This is a genomic window from Pseudomonas sp. ICMP22404 (assembly GCF_006227205.1).
Classification (GTDB): Bacteria; Pseudomonadota; Gammaproteobacteria; order Pseudomonadales; family Pseudomonadaceae; genus Aquipseudomonas.
Genome location: NZ_VCNG01000019.1, coordinates 87,259 through 107,449, shown reverse-complemented (window position 1 = coordinate 107,449; position 20,191 = coordinate 87,259). Strand labels below are relative to the sequence as shown.

General features: G+C 60.0%; 21 protein-coding genes. 6 read left to right on the top strand and 15 right to left on the bottom strand.

Annotated features, from left to right (window positions below):
• Window positions 1-104: 104 nt before the first annotated feature.
• Complete coding sequence (locus FGE05_RS26180) at window positions 105-1,028, bottom strand: LysR family transcriptional regulator (RefSeq protein ID WP_139649495.1); 924 nt, start codon at window positions 1,026-1,028, stop codon at window positions 105-107.
• A 125-nt stretch (window positions 1,029-1,153) separates the two neighbouring features.
• Here FGE05_RS26180 and FGE05_RS26175 point away from each other — a divergent pair, with 125 nt between their 5' ends.
• Window positions 1,154-1,900 carry a 3-oxoacyl-ACP reductase family protein gene (locus FGE05_RS26175; protein WP_139649493.1) on the top strand — a complete coding sequence of 249 codons (747 nt, stop codon included), beginning with the start codon at window positions 1,154-1,156 and terminating at the stop codon, window positions 1,898-1,900.
• Window positions 1,901-1,969: 69 nt separating this feature from the next.
• Here the strand turns inward: FGE05_RS26175 and FGE05_RS26170 are convergent, their stop codons facing one another.
• From FGE05_RS26170 to FGE05_RS26140, 5 genes are all read right to left on the bottom strand, one after another.
• On the bottom strand, window positions 1,970-2,665 hold the full coding sequence (locus tag FGE05_RS26170) for an HAD-IA family hydrolase (protein ID WP_139649491.1): 696 nt from the start codon (window positions 2,663-2,665) through the stop codon (window positions 1,970-1,972).
• A gap of 263 nt (window positions 2,666-2,928) precedes the next feature.
• Complete coding sequence (locus FGE05_RS26165; RefSeq protein WP_139649490.1) at window positions 2,929-3,288, bottom strand: hypothetical protein; 360 nt, start codon at window positions 3,286-3,288, stop codon at window positions 2,929-2,931.
• Window positions 3,289-3,374: 86 nt separating this feature from the next.
• On the bottom strand, window positions 3,375-3,674 hold the full coding sequence (locus FGE05_RS30515; RefSeq protein ID WP_139649489.1) for a hypothetical protein: 300 nt from the start codon (window positions 3,672-3,674) through the stop codon (window positions 3,375-3,377).
• 266 nt (window positions 3,675-3,940) lie between these two features.
• Window positions 3,941-4,348 carry a glycine zipper domain-containing protein gene (locus FGE05_RS26150; RefSeq protein WP_139649487.1) on the bottom strand — a complete coding sequence of 136 codons (408 nt, stop codon included), beginning with the start codon at window positions 4,346-4,348 and terminating at the stop codon, window positions 3,941-3,943.
• Between the two features lie 751 nt (window positions 4,349-5,099).
• Window positions 5,100-7,289 (bottom strand): ATP-binding protein, encoded by a 2,190-nt coding sequence (locus FGE05_RS26140; protein WP_139649483.1) that lies wholly within the window; start codon window positions 7,287-7,289, stop codon window positions 5,100-5,102.
• 535 nt (window positions 7,290-7,824) lie between these two features.
• Here FGE05_RS26140 and FGE05_RS26135 point away from each other — a divergent pair.
• Entirely contained in the window at window positions 7,825-8,103 is a 279-nt protein-coding gene (locus tag FGE05_RS26135) for a short-chain dehydrogenase (protein WP_139649481.1), read from the top strand.
• 52 nt (window positions 8,104-8,155) lie between these two features.
• Here the strand turns inward: FGE05_RS26135 and FGE05_RS26130 are convergent, their stop codons facing one another.
• A complete protein-coding gene (locus FGE05_RS26130) occupies window positions 8,156-8,344 on the bottom strand; it encodes a hypothetical protein (RefSeq protein ID WP_041024573.1) in 189 nt (62 codons plus the stop codon).
• Window positions 8,345-8,488: 144 nt separating this feature from the next.
• Window positions 8,489-9,517: a sterol desaturase family protein gene (locus FGE05_RS26125; protein WP_139649479.1), complete on the bottom strand. Its 1,029-nt coding sequence runs from the start codon at window positions 9,515-9,517 to the stop codon at window positions 8,489-8,491.
• A 145-nt stretch (window positions 9,518-9,662) separates the two neighbouring features.
• Between FGE05_RS26125 and FGE05_RS26120 the strand changes: the two genes are divergently transcribed.
• Together FGE05_RS26120 and FGE05_RS26115 are read left to right on the top strand one after the other, a co-directional pair.
• On the top strand, window positions 9,663-10,574 hold the full coding sequence (locus tag FGE05_RS26120) for a DMT family transporter (protein ID WP_217510166.1): 912 nt from the start codon (window positions 9,663-9,665) through the stop codon (window positions 10,572-10,574).
• A 157-nt stretch (window positions 10,575-10,731) separates the two neighbouring features.
• Window positions 10,732-11,550, top strand: a complete 819-nt coding sequence (locus FGE05_RS26115) for a DUF1206 domain-containing protein (RefSeq protein WP_139649477.1) — start codon at window positions 10,732-10,734, stop codon at window positions 11,548-11,550.
• A gap of 10 nt (window positions 11,551-11,560) precedes the next feature.
• On the opposite strand, the gene FGE05_RS26110 is transcribed toward FGE05_RS26115, so the two are convergent.
• On the bottom strand, window positions 11,561-11,887 hold the full coding sequence (locus FGE05_RS26110; RefSeq protein WP_139649475.1) for an AzlD domain-containing protein: 327 nt from the start codon (window positions 11,885-11,887) through the stop codon (window positions 11,561-11,563).
• Window positions 11,884-12,612 (bottom strand): AzlC family ABC transporter permease, encoded by a 729-nt coding sequence (locus FGE05_RS26105; protein WP_139649473.1) that lies wholly within the window; start codon window positions 12,610-12,612, stop codon window positions 11,884-11,886. The genes FGE05_RS26110 and FGE05_RS26105 overlap by 4 nt, the downstream gene beginning before the upstream one ends.
• A gap of 122 nt (window positions 12,613-12,734) precedes the next feature.
• Here FGE05_RS26105 and FGE05_RS26100 point away from each other — a divergent pair, with 122 nt between their 5' ends.
• Window positions 12,735-13,691 carry a LysR family transcriptional regulator gene (locus tag FGE05_RS26100; RefSeq protein WP_176563039.1) on the top strand — a complete coding sequence of 319 codons (957 nt, stop codon included), beginning with the start codon at window positions 12,735-12,737 and terminating at the stop codon, window positions 13,689-13,691.
• Between the two features lie 224 nt (window positions 13,692-13,915).
• Here FGE05_RS26100 and FGE05_RS26095 read toward each other — a convergent pair whose 3' ends face one another.
• The 4 genes from FGE05_RS26095 to FGE05_RS26080 form a co-directional block, all read right to left on the bottom strand.
• The gene (locus FGE05_RS26095; RefSeq protein ID WP_139649472.1) at window positions 13,916-14,872 is read right to left on the bottom strand and encodes a 2-hydroxyacid dehydrogenase; all 957 of its coding nucleotides are present in this window, start codon (window positions 14,870-14,872) and stop codon (window positions 13,916-13,918) included.
• Between the two features lie 82 nt (window positions 14,873-14,954).
• Window positions 14,955-15,713, bottom strand: a complete 759-nt coding sequence (locus FGE05_RS26090; protein WP_139649470.1) for an SDR family oxidoreductase — start codon at window positions 15,711-15,713, stop codon at window positions 14,955-14,957.
• Between the two features lie 41 nt (window positions 15,714-15,754).
• Window positions 15,755-16,447 (bottom strand): fumarylacetoacetate hydrolase family protein, encoded by a 693-nt coding sequence (locus FGE05_RS26085; protein ID WP_139649468.1) that lies wholly within the window; start codon window positions 16,445-16,447, stop codon window positions 15,755-15,757.
• A 92-nt stretch (window positions 16,448-16,539) separates the two neighbouring features.
• Window positions 16,540-17,892 carry an MFS transporter gene (locus tag FGE05_RS26080; protein ID WP_139649466.1) on the bottom strand — a complete coding sequence of 451 codons (1,353 nt, stop codon included), beginning with the start codon at window positions 17,890-17,892 and terminating at the stop codon, window positions 16,540-16,542.
• 404 nt (window positions 17,893-18,296) lie between these two features.
• Between FGE05_RS26080 and FGE05_RS26075 the strand changes: the two genes are divergently transcribed.
• Window positions 18,297-19,229 (top strand): AraC family transcriptional regulator, encoded by a 933-nt coding sequence (locus FGE05_RS26075; RefSeq protein WP_139649464.1) that lies wholly within the window; start codon window positions 18,297-18,299, stop codon window positions 19,227-19,229.
• Window positions 19,230-19,248: 19 nt separating this feature from the next.
• On the opposite strand, the gene FGE05_RS26070 is transcribed toward FGE05_RS26075, so the two are convergent.
• Entirely contained in the window at window positions 19,249-20,103 is an 855-nt protein-coding gene (locus FGE05_RS26070; protein ID WP_241801757.1) for an alpha/beta fold hydrolase, read from the bottom strand.
• Window positions 20,104-20,191 lie beyond the last annotated feature (88 nt).

Genomic DNA, 20,191 nt, shown 5'->3' with positions numbered 1-20,191 from the left:
CCCTATCGCGAGCAGGCTCGCTCCCACAGGGGATTTGTTTGCGCTCCAGATTCATGTGGGAGCGAGCCTGCTCGCGATGGAGGCAGCTCGGTCTGAAGCCAGGCTCACACCGCGCTGAACCGCTCCCCCAACCCTTGCGCGGCAAACTGCTCGATGATGAAGTCCACAAACGCCCGGGTCTTGCCCGGCAGCAGTTTGTGCTCGGCGTAATAGATGGAAATGTTGCCATCGTCGACGTACCAGTCCGGCAAGACCCGCTGCAAAGCACCGCTCTTTAGATAGGGTGCGGCGAACGGCATGCTCACCAAGGCAATCCCCAGCCCTTGGCTTGCGGTAGCGCAGGCGGCCTCCGAATCGCTCATGGTCATGCGCACTTTGAGCGTCAACGGGCTGTGTTGCCGGCTACGGCTGGTCAGTTGCCATGAACGGATGCGACCGGTTTGCGGTGAGCGGATCAAGATGCCCTGGTGCTGTGCCAGGTCTTCCGGCTCGACCACCGGAGCCTGTTGCTGCAAATAGGACGGCGCGGCGACCAGTACCCGGTGAGCCACCGTCAGCTTGCGTGCGACCACTCCCGGGGGCAGTTCGAACCCGCCGCCAATGGCTGCATCGAAGCCTTGGCCGATCAAGTCGACCTGGCGGTTATCGAAATGCCAGTCCGGGTTGATCGCCGGATACCGCCGCAAAAAGTCCCCCAGCAATGGCACCACATACAATCGACCGAACGCGGTGCCCATGCTCACCTTCAGGGTTCCTGCCGGTTGTCCACCGGCGCTGGCGAGGTTGGCGACGGCGTTCTGGATGGTATTGAGGCTGCTGCTCACTTCACCCAGGAACAATTGGCCCGCTTCAGTCAGTGTCAGGCTACGGGTGCTACGCTGGAACAGCCGCACACCCAGACGCGCCTCAAGCTTGGCGACGCTTTTACCCACCGCCGCCGGGGTCACGCTCAGGCGGCGCGCGGCTTCGGCAAAGCTGCCGACTTCGGCGCTACGCACAAAACATTCGATACTGCTGAAAGTCTCCACTGGCGCCACTCTAAACTTTTGGTTGATACAGACTGTAGCAAAAACCGTCTACACAAGGTGGCGCCGCATCCTGATACTCACCCCATCGCCGCGGCATCTCGCCCCGGTACATTTTGGAGAACATCATGAGCACTCACACATTGAACGGTAAAGTCGCCTTGATCCAAGGCGGTTCCCGCGGCATCGGCGCCGCCATCGTCAAGCGCCTGGCCGCAGAAGGTGCCGCAGTGGCCTTCACTTATGTCAGCTCAGCCGCCAAGGCTGAAGAATTGCAGAACAGCATCACGGCAGCGGGCGGCAAGGCCCTGGCGATCAAAGCCGACAGCGCCGACGCCGATGCCATCCGCAACGCCGTCGAAGCGACTGCCAAGACCTTCGGCGGGCTGGACATTCTGGTTAACAATGCTGGCGTCCTGGCGATGGCACCGCTGGACGAGTTCAAGCTCGAGGACTTCGACCAGACCCTGGCCATCAACGTACGCAGCGTGTTCATCGCCACCCAGGCCGCCGCGCGCCACATGACCGAAGGCGGTCGGGTGATCAATATCGGCAGTACCAACGCCGACCGTGTGCCCTTTGCCGGCGCAGCTCCTTACGCCATGAGCAAAGCCGCGTTGGTAGGCCTGACCAAAGGCCTGGCCCGTGACCTTGGCCCGCGGGGGATCACGGTCAACAACGTACAGCCAGGCCCGGTCGACACCGACATGAACCCGGCCGACAGCGACTTTGCGTCCAGCCTGATGCAGCTGATGGCCATCGGGCGCTACGGCAAGGCGGACGAAATCGCCGGCTTCGTCGCCTACCTGGCGGGCCCGGAAGCGGCCTATATCACCGGGGCCAGCCTGACCATCGACGGTGGTTTCGGCGCCTGATCCGGGCATGAAAAAACGCCGGTCATGGCTTCAACCATGACCGGCGTTTCGTTGTGTCGCTGCGGATCGTCAGGCCCGCTCCAGCTCCGGCAGGCCACAGAGCCCTGGTTGGAACATTTTCAGCGAACGGATGATCCCGTCGGCGTGAGTATATTTTTCGTCGGCCATGGCCGGATCCGGGATGGCGATGGCCGTCATGCCTGCCGCCTTCGCTGCCGTGACGCCGAACGGTGAATCCTCGAACACCAGGCAATCACGAGGATCAACGCCCAGGCGACGGGCCGCCACCAGGAAGATATCCGGTGCCGGTTTTGCCGCGCCCACCTCCGGATCGTCCGCAGTGACAATGAAGTCGAACAGCGCGAACCAGTCCCGATGCAAAGTGGTTTTCAAAGCAAAGGTATGGCGTGATGAACTGGTGCCCACCGCAATGGGCACGCCACTGGCCTTGAGGTGGCGCACCAGTTCCTCGGCGCCCGGCATCGCCAGGGCATGGGGAAAACGCTCGCGCATCAACGGCTCGCGGATCACCAGGAACTCCTCCGGGGTAATCGGGAGCTCCAGGGCCTGGACCACATAGCGGGCCAGATCCCCGGCACCCCGGCCGATGATGTTCTGCTTGACGCTCCAGTCGAACGTGCGCCCGTAACGCTCGGCGATAATGGACGTGACCTCGGTATAGATGCCCTCGGTGTCCAGCAGCAGCCCATCCATGTCGAAAATCACGGCTTTGATCGGGCCAAACTCTTTCAGGGGTGCATTCATCGCATCTGATCCGTTATCAACACAACATTCCAGGGATGGCTCAGGTGCGACCGGAGCAACGTGTTTGCCTTAAAGGATTCAGCAGAATAGCGAGGGGGGCCCGGATGAGGCAACGGGAAATCGTATGAACATCCCGTAGGAGCTGTCGAGCATAGCGAGGCTGCGATCTTTTGATCTTGATCTTCCCAAAACTTGTGAACATAGGGAAAAGATCGCAGCCTCGCTACGCTCGACAGCTCCTACCGGGTTCCATCAGGACTTGGTCATTGGCTTGAGCTGCTGGAGCCGCCCGAGCTACCGCCGCCGCTGCTACCGGCCGCGGTTCCGCTGCTGGAGGAATCGCCGCCCATGGTGCTGCCACCGCTGGTGGAACCGCTGCCGGTGCCGGGGCTCGTACTGCTGCCACTGGCGTCGCCGCCATTACCGCCACTCACGGAACCGGGAGGCAGCGCGTTGGCATTGGCGTTGGAGTCGGAGGTCCGGCCGGCATCCATTTGAGTCGAAGGTGGCATGCCGCCCTTATCCACAGGCGGGCTGCCGCCCGAAGACTGAGCGACAGCAACGACTGAACTGACTGAAAGAATGCCGGCGAGGGTCATTGCCGTCATGTTTGACTTCATCATGGTGAGTCTCCTTTTCGAAGTACCTACCTGATGTGGCAACGGGGGCGTGCAGATGGTGCCGGAAAATCGACAGGCGGCCCGGGCCGTCAGCTCGGTTTGCCGGAAGCATCATCACCGGCGATATCCGGATCATCCGGGCTCGCCTCGACCTCCTCGTCCTCGCTCGGCCCCGGCTCCGCGCCGGTTTCATCATCCGGCGGCCGTTGGTCGCGACTCAGGGAATTGGTTGGCGAAGGCAGCGGGTATTCCGGGGTTTCGTCCTCGGTCTCGATCAAGGGAACCAAGGCATCATCCATCAGCGAACCGGGGTCTTCATTGCCCGGATCATTGACGGAAGACAGACCCGGCGGGCCTTTTTCTTCCTTGCCTTCGGTTTCCGGCGTCATGGCACACCTCGCATTTGCACATGGATGTATCAATTCGAGGCGCAGGGACAGTAAACGTTCCGACAAATACCAAGAAAGGAAAAAATCGGCACAACGCCCAACCGTGGGAGCAAAGCTTGCTCGCGATAGCGGTAAGTCAGTCAGCAATAACGTTGACCGACCTGCCGCTATCGCGAGCAAGCTTTGCTCCCACAGGGTTTGCACCGTTTGATCCTTAACTGACCGGCATCAGGCACAAGGCCGGGCTTCCTCAGTCAGACATCGACTCAGCGATGCTTTCTTTTGTGTTTGTACTTCTTGCCGGAATGACGGTCGTTGTCGTTGGACAGGTTGCTGCCCAACGCACCACCCGCCGCGCCGCCGATACCCGCGCCGATGGTCGAACCGGAGGAGCCACCCAGGCGATTACCGACAATCGAACCACCGGCCGACCCCAGGCCGCCGCCAATGGCTGCTTCTGTACGGCTGCCCTTGCGAGCGCCTACCGCACTGCCAGCCGCGCCGCCGACACCGGCACCAATCGCAGCACCTGTGCTGCCGCCCATCTGCTGGCCGACCACATTACCCAATACACCGCCAAGGCCACCGCCGATCGCAGCGGTACCATCGCCAGCCGCCATCGCACCTTGGGCAACCACAAGCCCAAGCACCAGGGTGGACAAAGTCAAACGCATGATAAAACCTCAAGAATGCCGCATCGGGAAAGATGGCCGGTGCGTGCGGGCGCGAGTTTACGCCAAACCGCATCAACCATGCTGTTTGGACAACAACCACAAGGAGAGTTTTATGACAGGCAAAAAAAAGCCCGCTGGGGAAACGGGCAGGTACTGCTTTCTAACGGATGAGCTCAGCCTACGTATCCGAGTGTGAAAGAAACGTGAAAGAAATCGCTCGTAGGAAAAAAAGTAAACGTCTTTTACATCGCAGAACAGGCATAGTCTGAAGCGAGGGAACTCGCCCCAGCCAGGCTGCACAGCGGAGCGCTTTGTGAATGCCTGGCCCCAAGTGGGAGAAGCTCCCTCGCCACAGGCTCATCCAATTTGAATGAACAGCATGTGTCTTCAGTGGCGGGGCTGTGCTGCGTTATTTGCGGGCAGGGACCCTGGGCAGGAACTTGGCTTTTTCCCCTCGCTGCACTTTTGCAACCTTCGTCCGGATGGACTTGATCGGCTCATCGCCAAAGTCCGACCGATACGCCGATTGACCACACTGCAGCCCTTCATTGATCGGATATGCGGCTGCGACTTCCTCGCTGTACGGTGCTCCCATCGCCTTTCCCCTTTCATCGAGATCGATACCGGCATCACCCGACGGCCTGAAAAATATCGACCTTCACGACTTTGAGACTAGCCGGTCATCAACGGACCGCACGACCACACGAACATTGCCCGACGAATGGAACCCACTGTTTCAAAAGGGAAACACTCAATCGGCGGCGCGCATCGTGCGGCTTAGAATCCGGGAAACCTGGTCGGCCGAATATGGCTTGGGCAAGAACTCGAAGCCTTCAGGGCCGCTATGGGCAAGCTCCTCGCTGTAGCCCGAAGTCAGAATCACCGGCAAGTCCTTACGGCGCCGACGCAATTCCCGAGCCAGGGCGATGCCGCCGATGCCTGGCATGACCACATCGGAAAATATCGCATCGAACGCAGCGGCGTCCGGGCCGGCCATCTCCAGCGCCTCTTCGGCGTTGGTCGCCCAGGCGGTTTCGTACCCCAGGTCCTGCAGGATCTGGTTGGCAAAACGTCCTACCTCCAGGTTATCTTCCACGATCAACACCCGGCGCCTGCCCTTTTCCAGTATCAGGTGCGTGGATTCTTCCCTGGTGGGTTCATGCCGCTTTTCGGCTTCGACTTCCGGAAGGTACAAGGTAAACACGGTGCCCTCCCCGACAACGGTCGAAACATCGACGTTGCCACCGGACTGCTTGGCAAAGCCGAACACCTGGGACAACCCCAACCCCGTGCCCTTGCCCACCTCCTTGGTGGTGAAGAAAGGTTCGAAAATGTGCTCGAGGTCTTCCGAGGCAATACCCGTCCCGGTGTCCGCCAGGGTCACGGCGACAAAGGGCTGGCCAGACCCGGCATGGCCACGAATCGGCGGCATGCCTTCACCACATTTGAGCCGAAGCCACAATGTGCCCTGGCCGTTCATGGCATCCCGGGCATTCAACGCCATGTTGATCAGGGCCGTTTCGAACTGGCTCAGGTCCGCACGGATGTAGCAAGGTCGATCGCACAACTCGACCTTGACCTGCATCCGCGCGCCCGTGATGGTTTCCAGCATGTCCCCCAGGTTCTGCACCTGTTTGCCGACATCGATGACTTCCGGCTTCAACGGCTGGCGTCGGGCAAATGCCAGTAGTTGGCTGGTCAGCTTGGCGGCCCGATCCACCGTTTCGGAAACCGCAGTCATGTAGCGCTGGCGGCGCTCATTGGACAGACCGGGCATACGCAGGAAGTCGACGGAAGAACGGATGATCGTCAGCAGGTTGTTGAAATCATGGGCCACACCACCGGTAAGCTGACCGATAGCCTCAAGTTTTTGCGACTGGCGCAGCGCTGCCTCAGTCTGTTTCAGGCGCATGCTGCGTTCCTCGACCCGCTCCTCAAGCGTTGCATTCAACTCGGCCAGGGCCGCCAGGCCTTCCCGCACGGCGGCGTCCGCACGGGCGCGCTCGATATGGGCCCAGGATCGCTCGGTGACTTCCTTGAGCAGCGCCAGATCATATGAAGACCAGCACCGGGGCGTTTTGTCATGGATCGCCATCAACGCCGTCAACCGCCCGCCCTTGATCAGCGGAACGCAAATGGTCGCCGCAATGCCAAGGGACTGGAACGTCGCCGCCTCCTGCGGTGCCAGTTCCACCCGGTTGTCGTTGACCACCAATGCCTTGCCGGCCCGAAGGTTGGCGACGGCCAGTCGACCGAAATCCGCCAACCGGTAATGCCCGACAATACTGGGCGAGCCCGCCCTGGCCCAGTCGCCGCGAATCGTGAAACCGTCTTCGTCCTCATCCATGTCGGCATAAGCGCAATTGGACAGGTTCAGGTGCGCCGCCAGGATTCGCGTGGTGGCCGCCATGATGTCTTGCGGATCGGTGACGTTCGCCACGGCGGTGCCGATGGCATCCAACACCGCCAGGCGCTGGTTCATGAACACCGTCGAGGTGGTCTCGGTGACGGTATCGAGCATGCCCACGACCTTGCCGAACTGGTCACGGATGGGGCTGTAGCAGAACGTGAAATAAGCTTGCTCGGGACCTTCGCCACGCTCGATGACGAGAGGGAAGTTCTCGATATAGGTCGCCTGCCCATCGAAGGCCCCCTGCACGATCGGGCCGATCTCGCTCCAGGCTTCCCGCCAGACCTCATCGAACCGCCGCCCCAGCGCATCGGGCTTACTGCCGAGAATGGGCACAAAGGCATCGTTGTACAACATGATCAGGTCCGGCCCCCACACAATGGCCTGGGGAAAATGGGAGGCGAGACTGAGCGCCACGGTGGTCTTGAGTACATCGGGCCACTGTTTCGGTAACCCAAGGGGCGTGCTCGCCCAATCATGGCGCCGCACCCGCTCGGCCATTTCCCCATAGCTTTGCAGCCAGTCTGTCATTGCGTTAGATCCTTCTGCCGCCCATTCAGTCGAGGTACGAAGCACTCCGGCTTCAGACCGGTGCGTATTATCCCGCTGAGTGTGGGAATGTGCGACGGATTCTGAAGGATGGAACGTATTAAATCGTGGGAGCGTGGCAGAGATGGCTGATTGGCCTACGGTAATGTCCTACATATCTTGGGATAATCGAGTTGGCGCACCGTGAACGGCCGACAAAACGCTTCGCACAAGCTATGGCAACCTCCTACATAACATTGGGAATCGTCTGCCGAATCAACCCCTTGTGTCATTTTTGCCGTGGCGACTATAGTTTTGGCGTCGTCCAGATGGCGACCGGGTTTGGCGACCCGTAGTGGGATGCGAAAGCGCTTGCTTGTTGCAGGCGCTCTTGCATCTGTAGAGTTGTCGTTATGGCAGCTGTACGCGGGAGACCTTCGGGTCTGCCGGCTTCCACTCCGGTTCGCCAACCTGCGTACAGTTGCCACCTATTCGTTTGGCGACGATTGGTGGCGAAACTTACCAGTGGAGCTTACCTATGAACCGCTACATGAGCCTTACCAGCAACGCCGACGAGCAACCCTTATACGTCGACACCACCGCCCCGCTCCACGTACTCCTTGACGCAGCGGGCTACCGAATCCGAGCCGTCACCCAGTTCCTGGAAAATATCGCGATGCGTGACGAACGCCCTATCGATCCCACGACCCTTCAGGACCTGGCGCAGCTTTGCTGCATATCCCTGCGCGATGGCTGTGATGTGATGGATGTGATTGCGCGACGCCTGGATGCAGCACCCGCCGGGTCCGCTCTGTAAGGCGTGGAAATGCTGGAAACCGAAGCCCCCGGCTCGAATCAGGGGCTTTCATTCATAACCAGCCAAACCCCTTGGCCATCATCCCGGCCAGTCCCAGTGAGGCCACGATCAAGGCTGCGAACAGAACCCTGAAGTCCAGCCTGGTTTCGGTGCGATGTTCCCGCAGGTCCACGCCCATTCCGTTCAGTTCATGCCGGATATATTCGACATGGGTCTCAAGCTTCACGACACGCGATTCCATTCCCAACCTCCCAAAGATGCGACCTCATTTCAAGGCCTTAAACGTTGAGATTGCACGATAGCTCTTCTTGGCTTTGGACGTTTCTGTATGGAAAGTAGGAGGTTTCTTGTTTTCTTGTATCCGCTGCTCGTGCAACGCCAGACGCTATGAATACGGCGTCTCCCTCTCGCCCCCTCGCGAGCGTTTCAACAGTAGCTTGCCGGCGATCTCGACAAAGGGGGTGACAATCAGACTATAGACCGTCCGGTACCGCTGCTGATCCTGCTCCCCGGTACCAAAGCGCAGCGCCTCGGGCCGGGCGCTGGTGACGTAGAGCGTGCCGAACATCCAGTCCCAGAGTGACAGGTTCGTACCGAAGTTCCGGTTGAAATGACGAGGGGCATCGCTGTGGTGGATCTGATGCTGAGCGGGGCTGTTCAACACGTGTTCGAGCACCGGGCCGAATGACAGCCAGACATGGGTATGGCGCAAATTGGCCGCCAGGCTGTTGAAGATGAACACCAGGTAGGTCATGCCAAACAGTGTGTAGTGGCTGATCTCACCACCGCTCAGGTACCAGAAGCCCCCGGCGTACAGGCCAAGACAGGCGGTAACGCCGAGGTTTCCGGCAATCCGCTCCACAAAATGAATCCGGCTCGCCGTCGCCGGTACCAGCACCGATGCCGAATGATGGACTTTGTGGAATGCCCACAGCCAGCGCGAATGAAACGCCCGGTGCGTCCAGTAGTGGACGAAATCCTTTACCAGGAACACCCCCAGCCCATAGAGCAAGGCCAGCAACAGCGCCTCCCCCGAGCGCGGTCGCGCGCCCCAGAGGTTGTTGAAAAAAGCCAGGTAGTCCCCGGACCGCAGGATATACGGATCGACCAGATGAACGATGGGCAACATGAGCGCAATCTTGAGCGTCGTCCGCAGGAGGTAGTAGCGACAATCCAACCAGGCGGAGCGATGGAAATAGACCCGACTGCCACCGATGAACTGCCAGAACGAACGGGCTTCGGTCAGGCCGCGTTGCTTTCTGAAACGGAACAGGCCATAGGCCACGCCATAGGACGCACAGAGGAACAAAACCCCGAGGCGGCCATTGAAACTGAAAATGCTGTAGAACTGTTCGGTGATGGGGGTGATCACCCACTCGACCAGTTGCTTGTAGATCACGGGAAACACATCCACGAAAGACCGGCCTCTGTTGAAGAGGGGCCATTGTAGATCAGTCGATTGGAGGATGGCGTTCCAGAACCGACAAGGCGCTTCGGGCCTTGAGCATCGATACCCTTATAGACAGGGCTGGATCACGAACGGCCACGGAGGCGAAAACATGGGTCACCTCGCGGCGAAACATGATCGAGTTTATCAGGGTATCGCACTGATCGTCGGCGCGGTCCTGCTGCTGTCGCTGGCCGATGCATCGGTGAAATATTTCAGCAATCGATTGGCGTTATGGCAGTTGTTCCTGCTGGTGTCCTGCCTGACGGTGCCACTGCTGGGTGGTTGGCTGCTGCTTGGGCTCAGATCCGGGCAACTGCAGGTCACTTCGGTGGGCTGGGTGGTGGCCAGGAGTATCTCGCTGTTGCTGATGTGGGTGGCCTACTACTCAGCCCTGCCGCTCATTCCGCTGTCCGTGGCTGCCGTAGCCATCTACACCACGCCCTTGTTCATTGCGCTTTTTTCGACTTTTTATGGTGGAGAGAAACTCTCCCTTCTTGGTTGGATCGCTATCGGGACGGGTTTTGCGGGCGTCGCCCTGGTGCTGCGCCCTGGAGCGGACGCCTTTAACCTTGCCGCCCTCCTGCCCGTCATTGGCGCCGTTTTCTATGCGATAGCCATGGTGATAACGCGCCGTCACTGTCGCAACGAACATCCTCTGATATTGGCGCTGGGACTGAACGTGGCGTTCCTGATTGCAGCCAGCCTCGGCGGCATCGCCTCTTTTTTCGACAACGGAACCCTCGCCGACCGGGCCCCTTTCCTGCTGTCGGCCTGGCAACCACTCGGCTGGCAAGGGCTGGTCTTTGTCTGCGGGTATGCCATCGCCCTGATTGCTATCAATACCGCGACGGCAAAGGCCTATCAAATCGCACCGGCCGCGCTGATCGGCACTTTTGACTACGCCTACCTGGTCTTTGCCTGTTTCTGGGGGTATTGGCTGTTTGACGAGGTGCCGGACGGGCTGACCTGGGGTGGAATGTCGCTGATCCTGGGTGCGGGGTTATTGGTGTTACGCCGATGACTGTCGAACTGTTTCATTGAAAGACGGCTGAACCTCCAGGCGCTGCAACGGACTTGCGCAGCCGCCCTCCCGTGCCGCCGCTACGCTGCCTTTCACTTCGATCGAACGCCTCCCACCTCGACAGGTCTTCTCCTTATCACGCTTCTGGAATCAGACCATGTCCGCACACAAGGGCCTTGTTGTACTCGCTCGGGGCGGTTACGCCGCCCGAGGCGTTATCTACTTGATCATCGGCATCTTCGCTTTGCTGGCGGCCCAGGATTCGAGCCGCCCCAAGGACAGCCACAAAAGCCTGGAGGCGTTGCTGAGCCAGCCATTCGGGCACGTATTGGTCGGTCTGGTGGTAGCGGGTCTGCTCGCCTTCGCCGGGTGGCGCATTCTGCAAGCGACGCAAGACGTGGACCATCATGGCAAAGACTTGAAAGGCCTGGTGATACGGGCAGGCCTGTTGGCCGGAGGTGCAGTCAACGGTGCGCTGGCCTTTTTTGCCTTGGGCCTGCTTATCAGCGGACTTAGGAGTTCCAGTGGTTCAGGCGGTGGACAGACCAAGGACCTGCTGGCCCATCTGCTGTCCTGGGAACACTCCAATATTTTGATCTACATGATGGCCCTGGTCCCGCTGGGCACAGGCCTCGCTCATATCTTCAAGGGCTGGAAGGCTTCGTTCGAGAAGTACTTCGAAGCGGACGAAGAGGTCATGCGTTATGTCCGTCCGGTGTCGCGATTCGGTCTGATCGCCCGTGGCGTGGTCTTCATCGAAATCGCCCTCCTGCTGGCGATCAGTGGTTCGAGCTACCAGGCGATGGATCCACCGGGAATGAGGGAGGCGCTCGACGCCCTTCAGAACCTGCCTGCCGGCAGTGTCGTTCTGATGTTGATGGCTCTGGGGTTGATCGCCTTCTCGGTCTACAGCTTTGCCGAAGCGTTCTGGCGCCGGATAAACATGGAAGTGCCCGGCGTTGCCGCTATCCGATAGCCCCGCGCAGTCAAAGCCCGATGAACTTCACGCCCCACAACGCCAGCATCCCCACCACCAACGTCAGCAGCGTACTGCGCCAGCGCCAGGCCACCCACGCCGCCGCAATCGCTGCCGGTATCTGAGGGTTCTCCAACACCAATGCCCCTTGCCCGTTGGGATAGATCACCGCAGGCAGAACCAGGGCCGCCAAGACGCTCGCTGGCACGTACATCAAGGCCCGACGCATCAGGGGTGGAATCCGCCAGCGGCCATAGAGCTCGATGAAAGACAGTCGCATGGCGAAGGTTCCCAGACCCGCCGCGAGGAACAGGCCCCACAAGGATAGATCACTCATGATGGCTCTCCTTCGATGCCATCGGCGGTTGCACGGTTTGAAATGCTCTCAATCACCAACCCGGCCAGAACTCCGCCGATGGAGGCCGTGATCAACCCCAGGTTGTAGGGCAGCTTGACGGCCAGTACGGCAAGCAGTCCGCCGACCGCCGCGGCGCCCCAGCTTGCCCGACTCCGCAGTCCGGGAATGAGCAACGCCAGGAAGGAAAGTGGTATGGCAAAACTCAAGGACCAGGTGTCAGGGATGCTCGCGCCCAGGTACACCCCGGCCAGCACCGAGAGTTGCCAGGCCAGCCACATGCCCACCGCCGTACCGGCATAGTAATGATGGGCGAATGCTCCCAATTCACCCGATGAAAACTTCAAGCTGCACAGTGCATAGGCCTGGTCCGAAAGCAGGTAAGCCATCGGCCAGGTCCAGCGACGGGGCAAGTGGTGCAGGTGCGGCGCCAGGGAAGCGCTGTACATGATGAAACGTAGATTGATGACCAAGGCCGTGGCCACGATCGCCACCGGCACGACGCCGTTGTGCAACAACTGGAGTGCCACCATTTGGGCGGAGCCGGAATAGAACAGTAGCGTCATGCCCATGCTCATGCCGGGCGACAAGCCCATTTCAATGGCCATGACCCCCGTCACCAGCCCGAATGGGACGACACCCGGCGTCAATGGAAGGAGCGCACGAATACCTTGCATGAAAGCTTCTTTTCCACTTTGGCAGGGCATTTGTTTTCCTTGTTCGTTGTGCTCGCGCTAACGTTGCTCAGGGCATCGTGCGGTAGAGTGTAGGCATCGATGATCGCCGGGCTGAATCAACTTTTTTTCCGGCTAAACAGGTAGTTTTTGTTATGGCACGAAACGCCCCGCCTGATCAGGCGCTGATGAAAATGCCCTCGTTCAAGGCCATGAGATCCTTTGTCGCAGCAGCCAGGTATCGCAACTTTACCCGGGCGGCCGAGGCGTTATGCGTCACTCAGGCGGCGATCAGCCGCCAGATTCGCGATCTGGAAACGTACCTGGGCACAGAGTTGCTTATTCGCACGGGAAGAGAACTCAAGCTGACGCCGTCGGGAGCCGCGCTATTCGATGCCGCGCAGCTGTCGTTGCTCAACATTTTCCAGGCCACGGAAAGAATCCGCCGCAAAAAAAGCGAAAAACACATTCTCACCCTGTGCTGTACGCCCGCCATGTCGACCCTTTGGCTATCCCATAAGCTGAAGGACTTTTTCAGCGCCAATCCCGACATTGACTTGAACGTCATCACCACCCAGCACTTCCTGACCATGGAGCCCGGCATCAACCCGGATATCTTCATCGCCAAAAGCAGCGATCACTACCCCGGCTACTTGCGTCAGGCGCTGTTTCACGAAGTTATCTATCCGGTGTGCACACCACGCTATCTGGAGACGCATCCTGAACTGCGCACATTGGAAGGCGTGCGTAACAGCACCCTGCTGGACCTGAATCCCTATGGTCGTTCCCAACAGTCGGAACAGATCGACTGGAATGTATGGTTCGCCTATCAGTCCCAGGATTTGCAACTGCCCGTATCGGACAGCCCGCATTACTTCAGCAGCAACGACTACAGCCTCCTCCTGCAAATGACCCTGGATGATCAAGGCGTCGCGCTGGGCTGGGATCATCTGGTCAGGCATCTCGTGCAACAAGGTCGTCTGGTTAGGCCGGTCGCGGAAGAGTTGTCGCTCAGAGAATCGATCCAGTATCTGATGATCAATGAGGACAAGAAAGAGGATCCTGCTTGCGTGCGTCTGAAGGGGTGGTTGGTCGATCAATTTCAATCGTGAGGGTGGGACATTAACCCCACACTTCTGAAACTGACCCACCGCTATCGCGAGCAGGCTCGCTCCCACATTGGATCTGGGGTGCGCGCGGCCTTTGCGTGGCCCCGCGCAAAAACTGTGGGAGCGAGCCTGCTCGCGATGGCGGCGACACAGCCAACATCGCCGCAAGCTGACACGCCGCTATCGCGAGCAGGCTCGCTCCCACAGAGAGCCAGGTCGCCAATGCCTCAACCGGTGACACAGCCCTGCGGCACTTTCCCGGCAAAACTGTCCACCAGGCTCGCCACCACCATTTCCCCCATTCGCGTGCGGGTCTGCCGGGTTGCGCTGGCGCGGTGGGGTTGCAGGACCACCTGCTCGTTGCCGAACAAGGCGTCGGGAACATTCGGTTCATCGACGAACACATCCAGCCCCGCCCCCGCAATGTCACCAGCGGCCAGCGCCGCCACCAGATCGGCTTCGTTGACCAGCTTGCCCCGGGCCACGTTGATCAGGTAACCGCCCTTGCCCAGGGCACGCAGTACGTGAGCATCGATGATGGCTTCGGCCTGGTCGGCGGCGGCCGCCAGGATCAAGGCATCGCTGGCGCTGGCCAGTTGCTTGAGATCGGCGATGAAAGTGTGAGCGACATCGTTCATCGGCTGCAGGTCGGTGTAGCTGATCGTGCAACCGAACGCCGCCAGTCGGGTTGCCACGGCCCGGCCGACGCGCCCCATGCCGACGATGCCGACGCGCATGCCGGACACTTGACGGGCCAGCGGCAATGGCGCCAACGGCGTCGCGCTGTGGGGCCATTGGCCCGAACGCACGTAGCGATCGCCGGTGCACAGGCCACGGCACACCGCAATCAATAGGCCGACGGCCAGATCGGCAACGTCTTCGGTCAGTGCACCGATGGTGGCGGTCACGCGGATCCCGCGATCCCGGGCGTAGGCCAGGTCCACCGCATCGGTGCCCACACCATTGACCGCCACCACTTCCAGTTTGGGCAGCTGTGCCATGAGCGCCTGGCTGATGCCGGTATGTCCGCCGGTGATCACACCGCGAATGTGAGCGCTGTGTTCCTGCAGATAGGCCTGTTTGTCGGCCTGTTCAAAATAGCGCCTGACCGTAAACAACTCATTGAGCCGGGTGTTGATTTCAGGAATCAGGATCGGACTGAGTTGCAGGACTTCTGGTTTCATGTGGACCTCATGGAGCGAAAGAGTAGATCGATTCAAGCGTATTGCTGCCCGCTTACGGCGTAGCGAATGCCTGTGTTCAGGCTCAACCGCGACCGGCAAAAGGCATGGCCGTGGCCATGACGGTCATGTTCAGGACGTTGGCCGACAACGGCAGGCCAGCGATGTAGCGCACGGCGTCGGCCACATGCTTGACGTCCACCATCGGCTCTACCGCGATGCTGCCGTTGGCCTGGCGCACCCCCTTGGTCATGCGCACCGACATCTCCGTCAGGGCATTGCCGATGTCGATCTGGCTGCAGGCGATGTTGAATTCCCGGCCGTCCAGGGCCAGGGATTTGGTCAGCCCCAACACCGCATGCTTGCTGGCGGTGTAGGCGCTGCTGAGCGGCCGCGGGGTATGAGCGGAGATCGAACCGTTATTGATGATGCGCCCGCCCTGCGGCTGTTGTCGGCGCATCAGCCCGAAGGCCCCACGGGCACACAGGAAAACCCCGTTGAGGTTGGTGTCGATCACGTTGCGCCATTGCTCGAACGTCAATTCATCCAACGGTACGGCCGGAGCGTTGACCCCGGCGTTGTTGAACACGACGTCCAGGCGTCCGAATGTCACGGTGATGGTTGCAAACAGCGCCTCGACGCTGGCCTGATCGCGCACATCGGTGGGCACCGCCAACGCTTTCCGCCCCTCGCTGGCGGCCAGCTCGACCAATGCCTGCAAAGGCTCGGGACGGCGTCCAGCCAATACCAAGGTGTACCCGTCTTCCATCAGGCCCAGGGCCACGGCGCGGCCGATGCCACTGCCGGCGCCGGTAACCAGGGCCACTTTCAATGGGTTGGACATACTGTCATTTCCTTTTCAAATCCATAGGACACGTACCGCGCTCAAGGTCGCTGGCCGACCCGCATTTCCAGTTGGCCGATGCCGTCGATGCCGGCGCTGATGAGGTCGCCGGGGCGCAGCTCGTCGACGCCTGCCGGGCTGCCGGTCATGATCAGATCCCCAGCCCTGAGCGCCACCGATTGCGAGATTCGGCTGATCACTTCACTGACCGACCAGATCTGGCTGCCAAGGCTGTCGCGCTGACGCTCCTGGCCGTTCACGCTCAGCCACAAGTCACCCTCGGGATGCCCCGCCTTCGCGACCGGCACGATGGCGGTCATCGGCGCAGCACCGTCGAACACCTTGGCGCCCTCCCACGGCAAACCGTCGCGTTTGGCCTGGCGCTGGACATCACGGCGCGTGAGGTCAAGACCGGTGGCGTAGCCCCACACATAAGCCAACGCCTGGCTCTCGGGAATATTCGCGCCGCCCTCGCCAATGGCCACCACCAATTCGATTTCATGGACAAACTCTTCGGTCACCGACGGAAACGGTGCTTCACCGACCGCATCCATCACGCAGCTGGCAGGCTTCATGAAGAACACCGGTGGCTGGCGGTTCTGCCCCTGGGCATCGGGCCATGGGTAATTGCGACCGACACAAAACACCCGGCCGACGGGAAAACGCTGTGGGGTGCCGACAACCGGCAGAGTCACTGGCAGGTCTGGAGTAAAGACATACTCGGTCATGTTCATCCTGGTAAAAGTCCTTGTAGAAACGTCAGCGTACGGCGGCAGTCTTTGGCAAAGTTGGACAAAAACCGCCTCGTCTTGGAGAAAAACAGGTTTCAGGCTCGGGTCTTGAGTTCTATGCGATACAACCGCCCAAGCAGAAACGAGTAGGACAAGGTGCCCACCAGCGCCACGCCGCCGATGAACCAGAAGGCCAAGGCAAACGAACCGGTCTTGTGAACAATCGCACCGATCACGATCGGGGTGACAATACCGCCGATGTTGGCGGCCAGGCTGGTGATCCCTCCGGTAAGCCCGATGAGCTCCTTGGGCGCGACCTCCGACACCGCAGCCCAAGAAGACGAAGCAATGCCCTGGGCGAAGAAGGCGATGGTCAGGATGGCAATGCAGATGACGTTCGAGTCGGTGAAATTCACCAGGACAATGGACATGCCCAGCATCGAACCCACCACCAGTGGCAACTTGCGGGCAAAGGACAGCGAATAGCCACGGCGAATCAGCAGGTCGGAAATAATCCCGGCGAGCAGAATACCCACCGTCGCCCCCACGAACGGCAGCACGGCGAAGATCCCGGCCTTGATCATGGTCAGTTGACGCTCTTCGATCAGGTACGTCGGGAACCAGGTGAGGAAGAAGTACAGCGCCGAAGTGCTGGCGAACTTGCCGATGCAGATCGCCCAGACCTGCCGATAGCTGAACAGCTCGGCGATCTGCCGCCAGTTGAAGCGGGTACGCTCCTGGCTGCTCTTGACCAGCCCTCCCCCGGCCTCGATGTATTTCAGCTCTTCCTTGCTGACTTTCTTGCAGTTCATGGGATCGCGGTACAGGTACAACCAGAGCACACCGAACACAATGCCCAATGCGCCGGTGCTGTAGAACACATGCCGCCAGTCGTAGGTGGTTGCCAGCCAGAGCAGCGCACCGGTAAACAACGCCGTGCCCAGGTACTGGCCGCAGACGTAGATGCTGCTCGCCAGGCCCCGCTCCCGCGCCGGAAACCAGACCGTGACCGCCCGGCTATTGGCCGGAAACGCCGGCGCTTCCATCGCCCCCACGGCCAGGCGCAGGCCAAACAGCGAAGCGAATCCCGTGGCGAGCCCCTGACAGACGGTGACTGTCGACCAACTGATCAAGGACACCCCGTAAGTGAACCGCGAACCGAAGCGATCAGCGATGAATCCGGCGGGCACTAATGCGATGGCATAGGTCCAGGCAAAGGCGGAGAAGACCAGGCCCATTTCGATCTTGTCCAGGCCCAGGTCCTTGGCCAGGAATGGGGCCGCAATCGAGATATTCACCCGATCGATGTAGTTGATGATCGTCGCAATCAACAGCAACGACAGCATGAACCAACGCCGGCGGGACGGCCGCCGGGCAGACACGGCGGCGTCCAGGGCGCTGGCCGCCAGTGGCGGCGCGGTGGTCTGGGAGGTGTGGGAATTCGACATGGGTTGACCCTTCATTATTGTTAGACGAATCGAAGTACTTGCCAGCAGCACACCTTGATTGGCCTTGGTAGGCAGGGGCTGCATGGTCGCCAATGTGGTCGTACAACCATGTGAAATCAATTGAGGCGTTAGATCGTTTTTTTCCAGGAAAACGGCGATTGATGAGGCTGTCCAAAAAAATCGGCGCTGAAAAATGTGCGAAAATTTTCTAAAAATTTATGTAAATTTCTGTTTTAAAAGAAAAATATACATAAGTGACGCTTGTCGTGTCTTGGACAAGCCCCGTCCTCCTTTGAGCCGATAAATTCCATGCAGCCCCGACGTCATCGTATGACTTGTTGAAATGCAGCGGATGACACCCCCACAATCACAACGACCAAACCGCTGTCGAGGATCACCTGGAGATGTCATCACCGAGCCAAGTCCCCACCTATTTCATGCAGCAACGCTGCGAATTGACGGACTTCTACATCCGCGACAAGAAGGGCCGGCGCGCCGAAACCAGCCCCCATCGCCACGAGTACTTCCAGATCCAGATCAACCTCGGCGGCGACACCGTGCAGCACATCGGTCATGTCGAGCGTCCGTTCCCGCGAAACACCCTGGCGTTCATCCTGCCCCATCGCGTGCATGTGATTCCGCACCCGGCGGACAGCAATTTCATGGTGATCAACTTTTCCCAGACCTTCCTGCTGCCCCATCTGCAGTGCGACCCGATGGATCTGGAAGAAGTCTCGATTCTGCTGGCACCCGAGTTATCGCCATTCCGTTTCCAGGAGCACCTGGATTTCATTCTGGGCCAAGAGGATTTCGCCAAAGTCTGCGGACTGATCGAGCAGATGCGTGTCCTGGACAGGAACCGCCAGTTCGGCACCCGAGAGGTCCTCAAGGGGTTGTTGCTGCAACTGATCGGCAGCGTCTGCGCCTTATATGCCGAGCCGCTCAAGCAGTTGGCCGAAGAGAACGCAGCCGAAATCAGCCGACGCGATGCATTGGGCAGGATGTCCGAATATCTGCGCAGGAATATTGCCGACCCCGACCTCAACCTGATCAAGGTAGCCGCTGCAACCTACCTGTCGCCGACCTACCTGACCCACTGGCTGCGCAAGGAAATCGGCAAGACATTCACCGAGCTGGTGCTCGAGCGCAGGATGCACGCGGCGCGCAACTACCTGCTCAATGGCACCCGCCCGGTGGGCGAAGTGGCGAGGCTGTGCGGGTTCGCCGACGAAGCTTATTTTTCACGACGTTTCCGCCAGATCCATGGGCTGCCGCCCGGACAGTTCAGGCGCACGCAACTGGATCCGGACCGGCCGCAGTTGGCGTTGAATACGTGACCCTACCGAGGGCATCGGTTCAACCCACGGCCCGCTTCTGGGTCACGAGCCAATCGAGCACTTCATCCCAGAGCGGCTCTGCCGACGGCCGGAAATATCCCATGTGGCCGATCGGCTGCTTTTTCGTCTCGGGGTGGAGATCACGTACCCGAAACGGAGCATTGCGATAACCCTTGATAAAGGCGTCCCGCGAGGCAGGCGGCGCCCAAGGATCATCCACCGCATTGGCGAACACGCAGGGGGTACGCACCTGCGCGTAAAGCGCGGCGACATCCGCCATCGAAGGGTCGTCGAAGAAGTAATGGGGATAGACACACCAGCGCCGCCAGTCCTTATAGACCCCGAGCGGCAGGTCGTCGCCCATGCCCAGCATGCTCCAGGCCATGTAGCCCTTGTACGCCACGATCAGCGGCAAGACGCACCGCCACAGCAAGCGAACCTTGAACGCCTCCAGCCTGGGCATCCACCCGGCCCACCCGGCGCCGGTACCGAAGCAATAGGCCGCCGTGAGCTTGTGGTGATTGGGCAGCAATCCCAATGCATGCCCTCCAAAGGAGTGACCGACCCAGTACAGCGGGCTGTGGCCATCGTCCATGTACTCAACGGCCGCTGCCAGGTCACGCAGCCCCCAGTCCAGGTAGGTCATTTCAAAACCTTTCAAGGAATCCGGCCCGGAGGCCCCGACGCCTCGATAGTCAATCGTCAGGACGTTGAAACCTTGAGAACTGACACCCTCGGCGAAACGGCGGTAGAACCGCTGTTGCACGCCGGTCGCGCCAGCCATGATGAGATTGCCCTTCAATGGCCCCCGGGCCGAATAACGGGTGGCGGCCAGCCGATAACCATCGTCGGCCACCAACGTCACTTGCTCGATCACGGCCAGATCCGTTCTGGATGTACAGGGTAAATTGCGCGCCCCCAATGGCGCCTGGTGCTGCTGCATCGTTTGCTCTGCCCTTGAA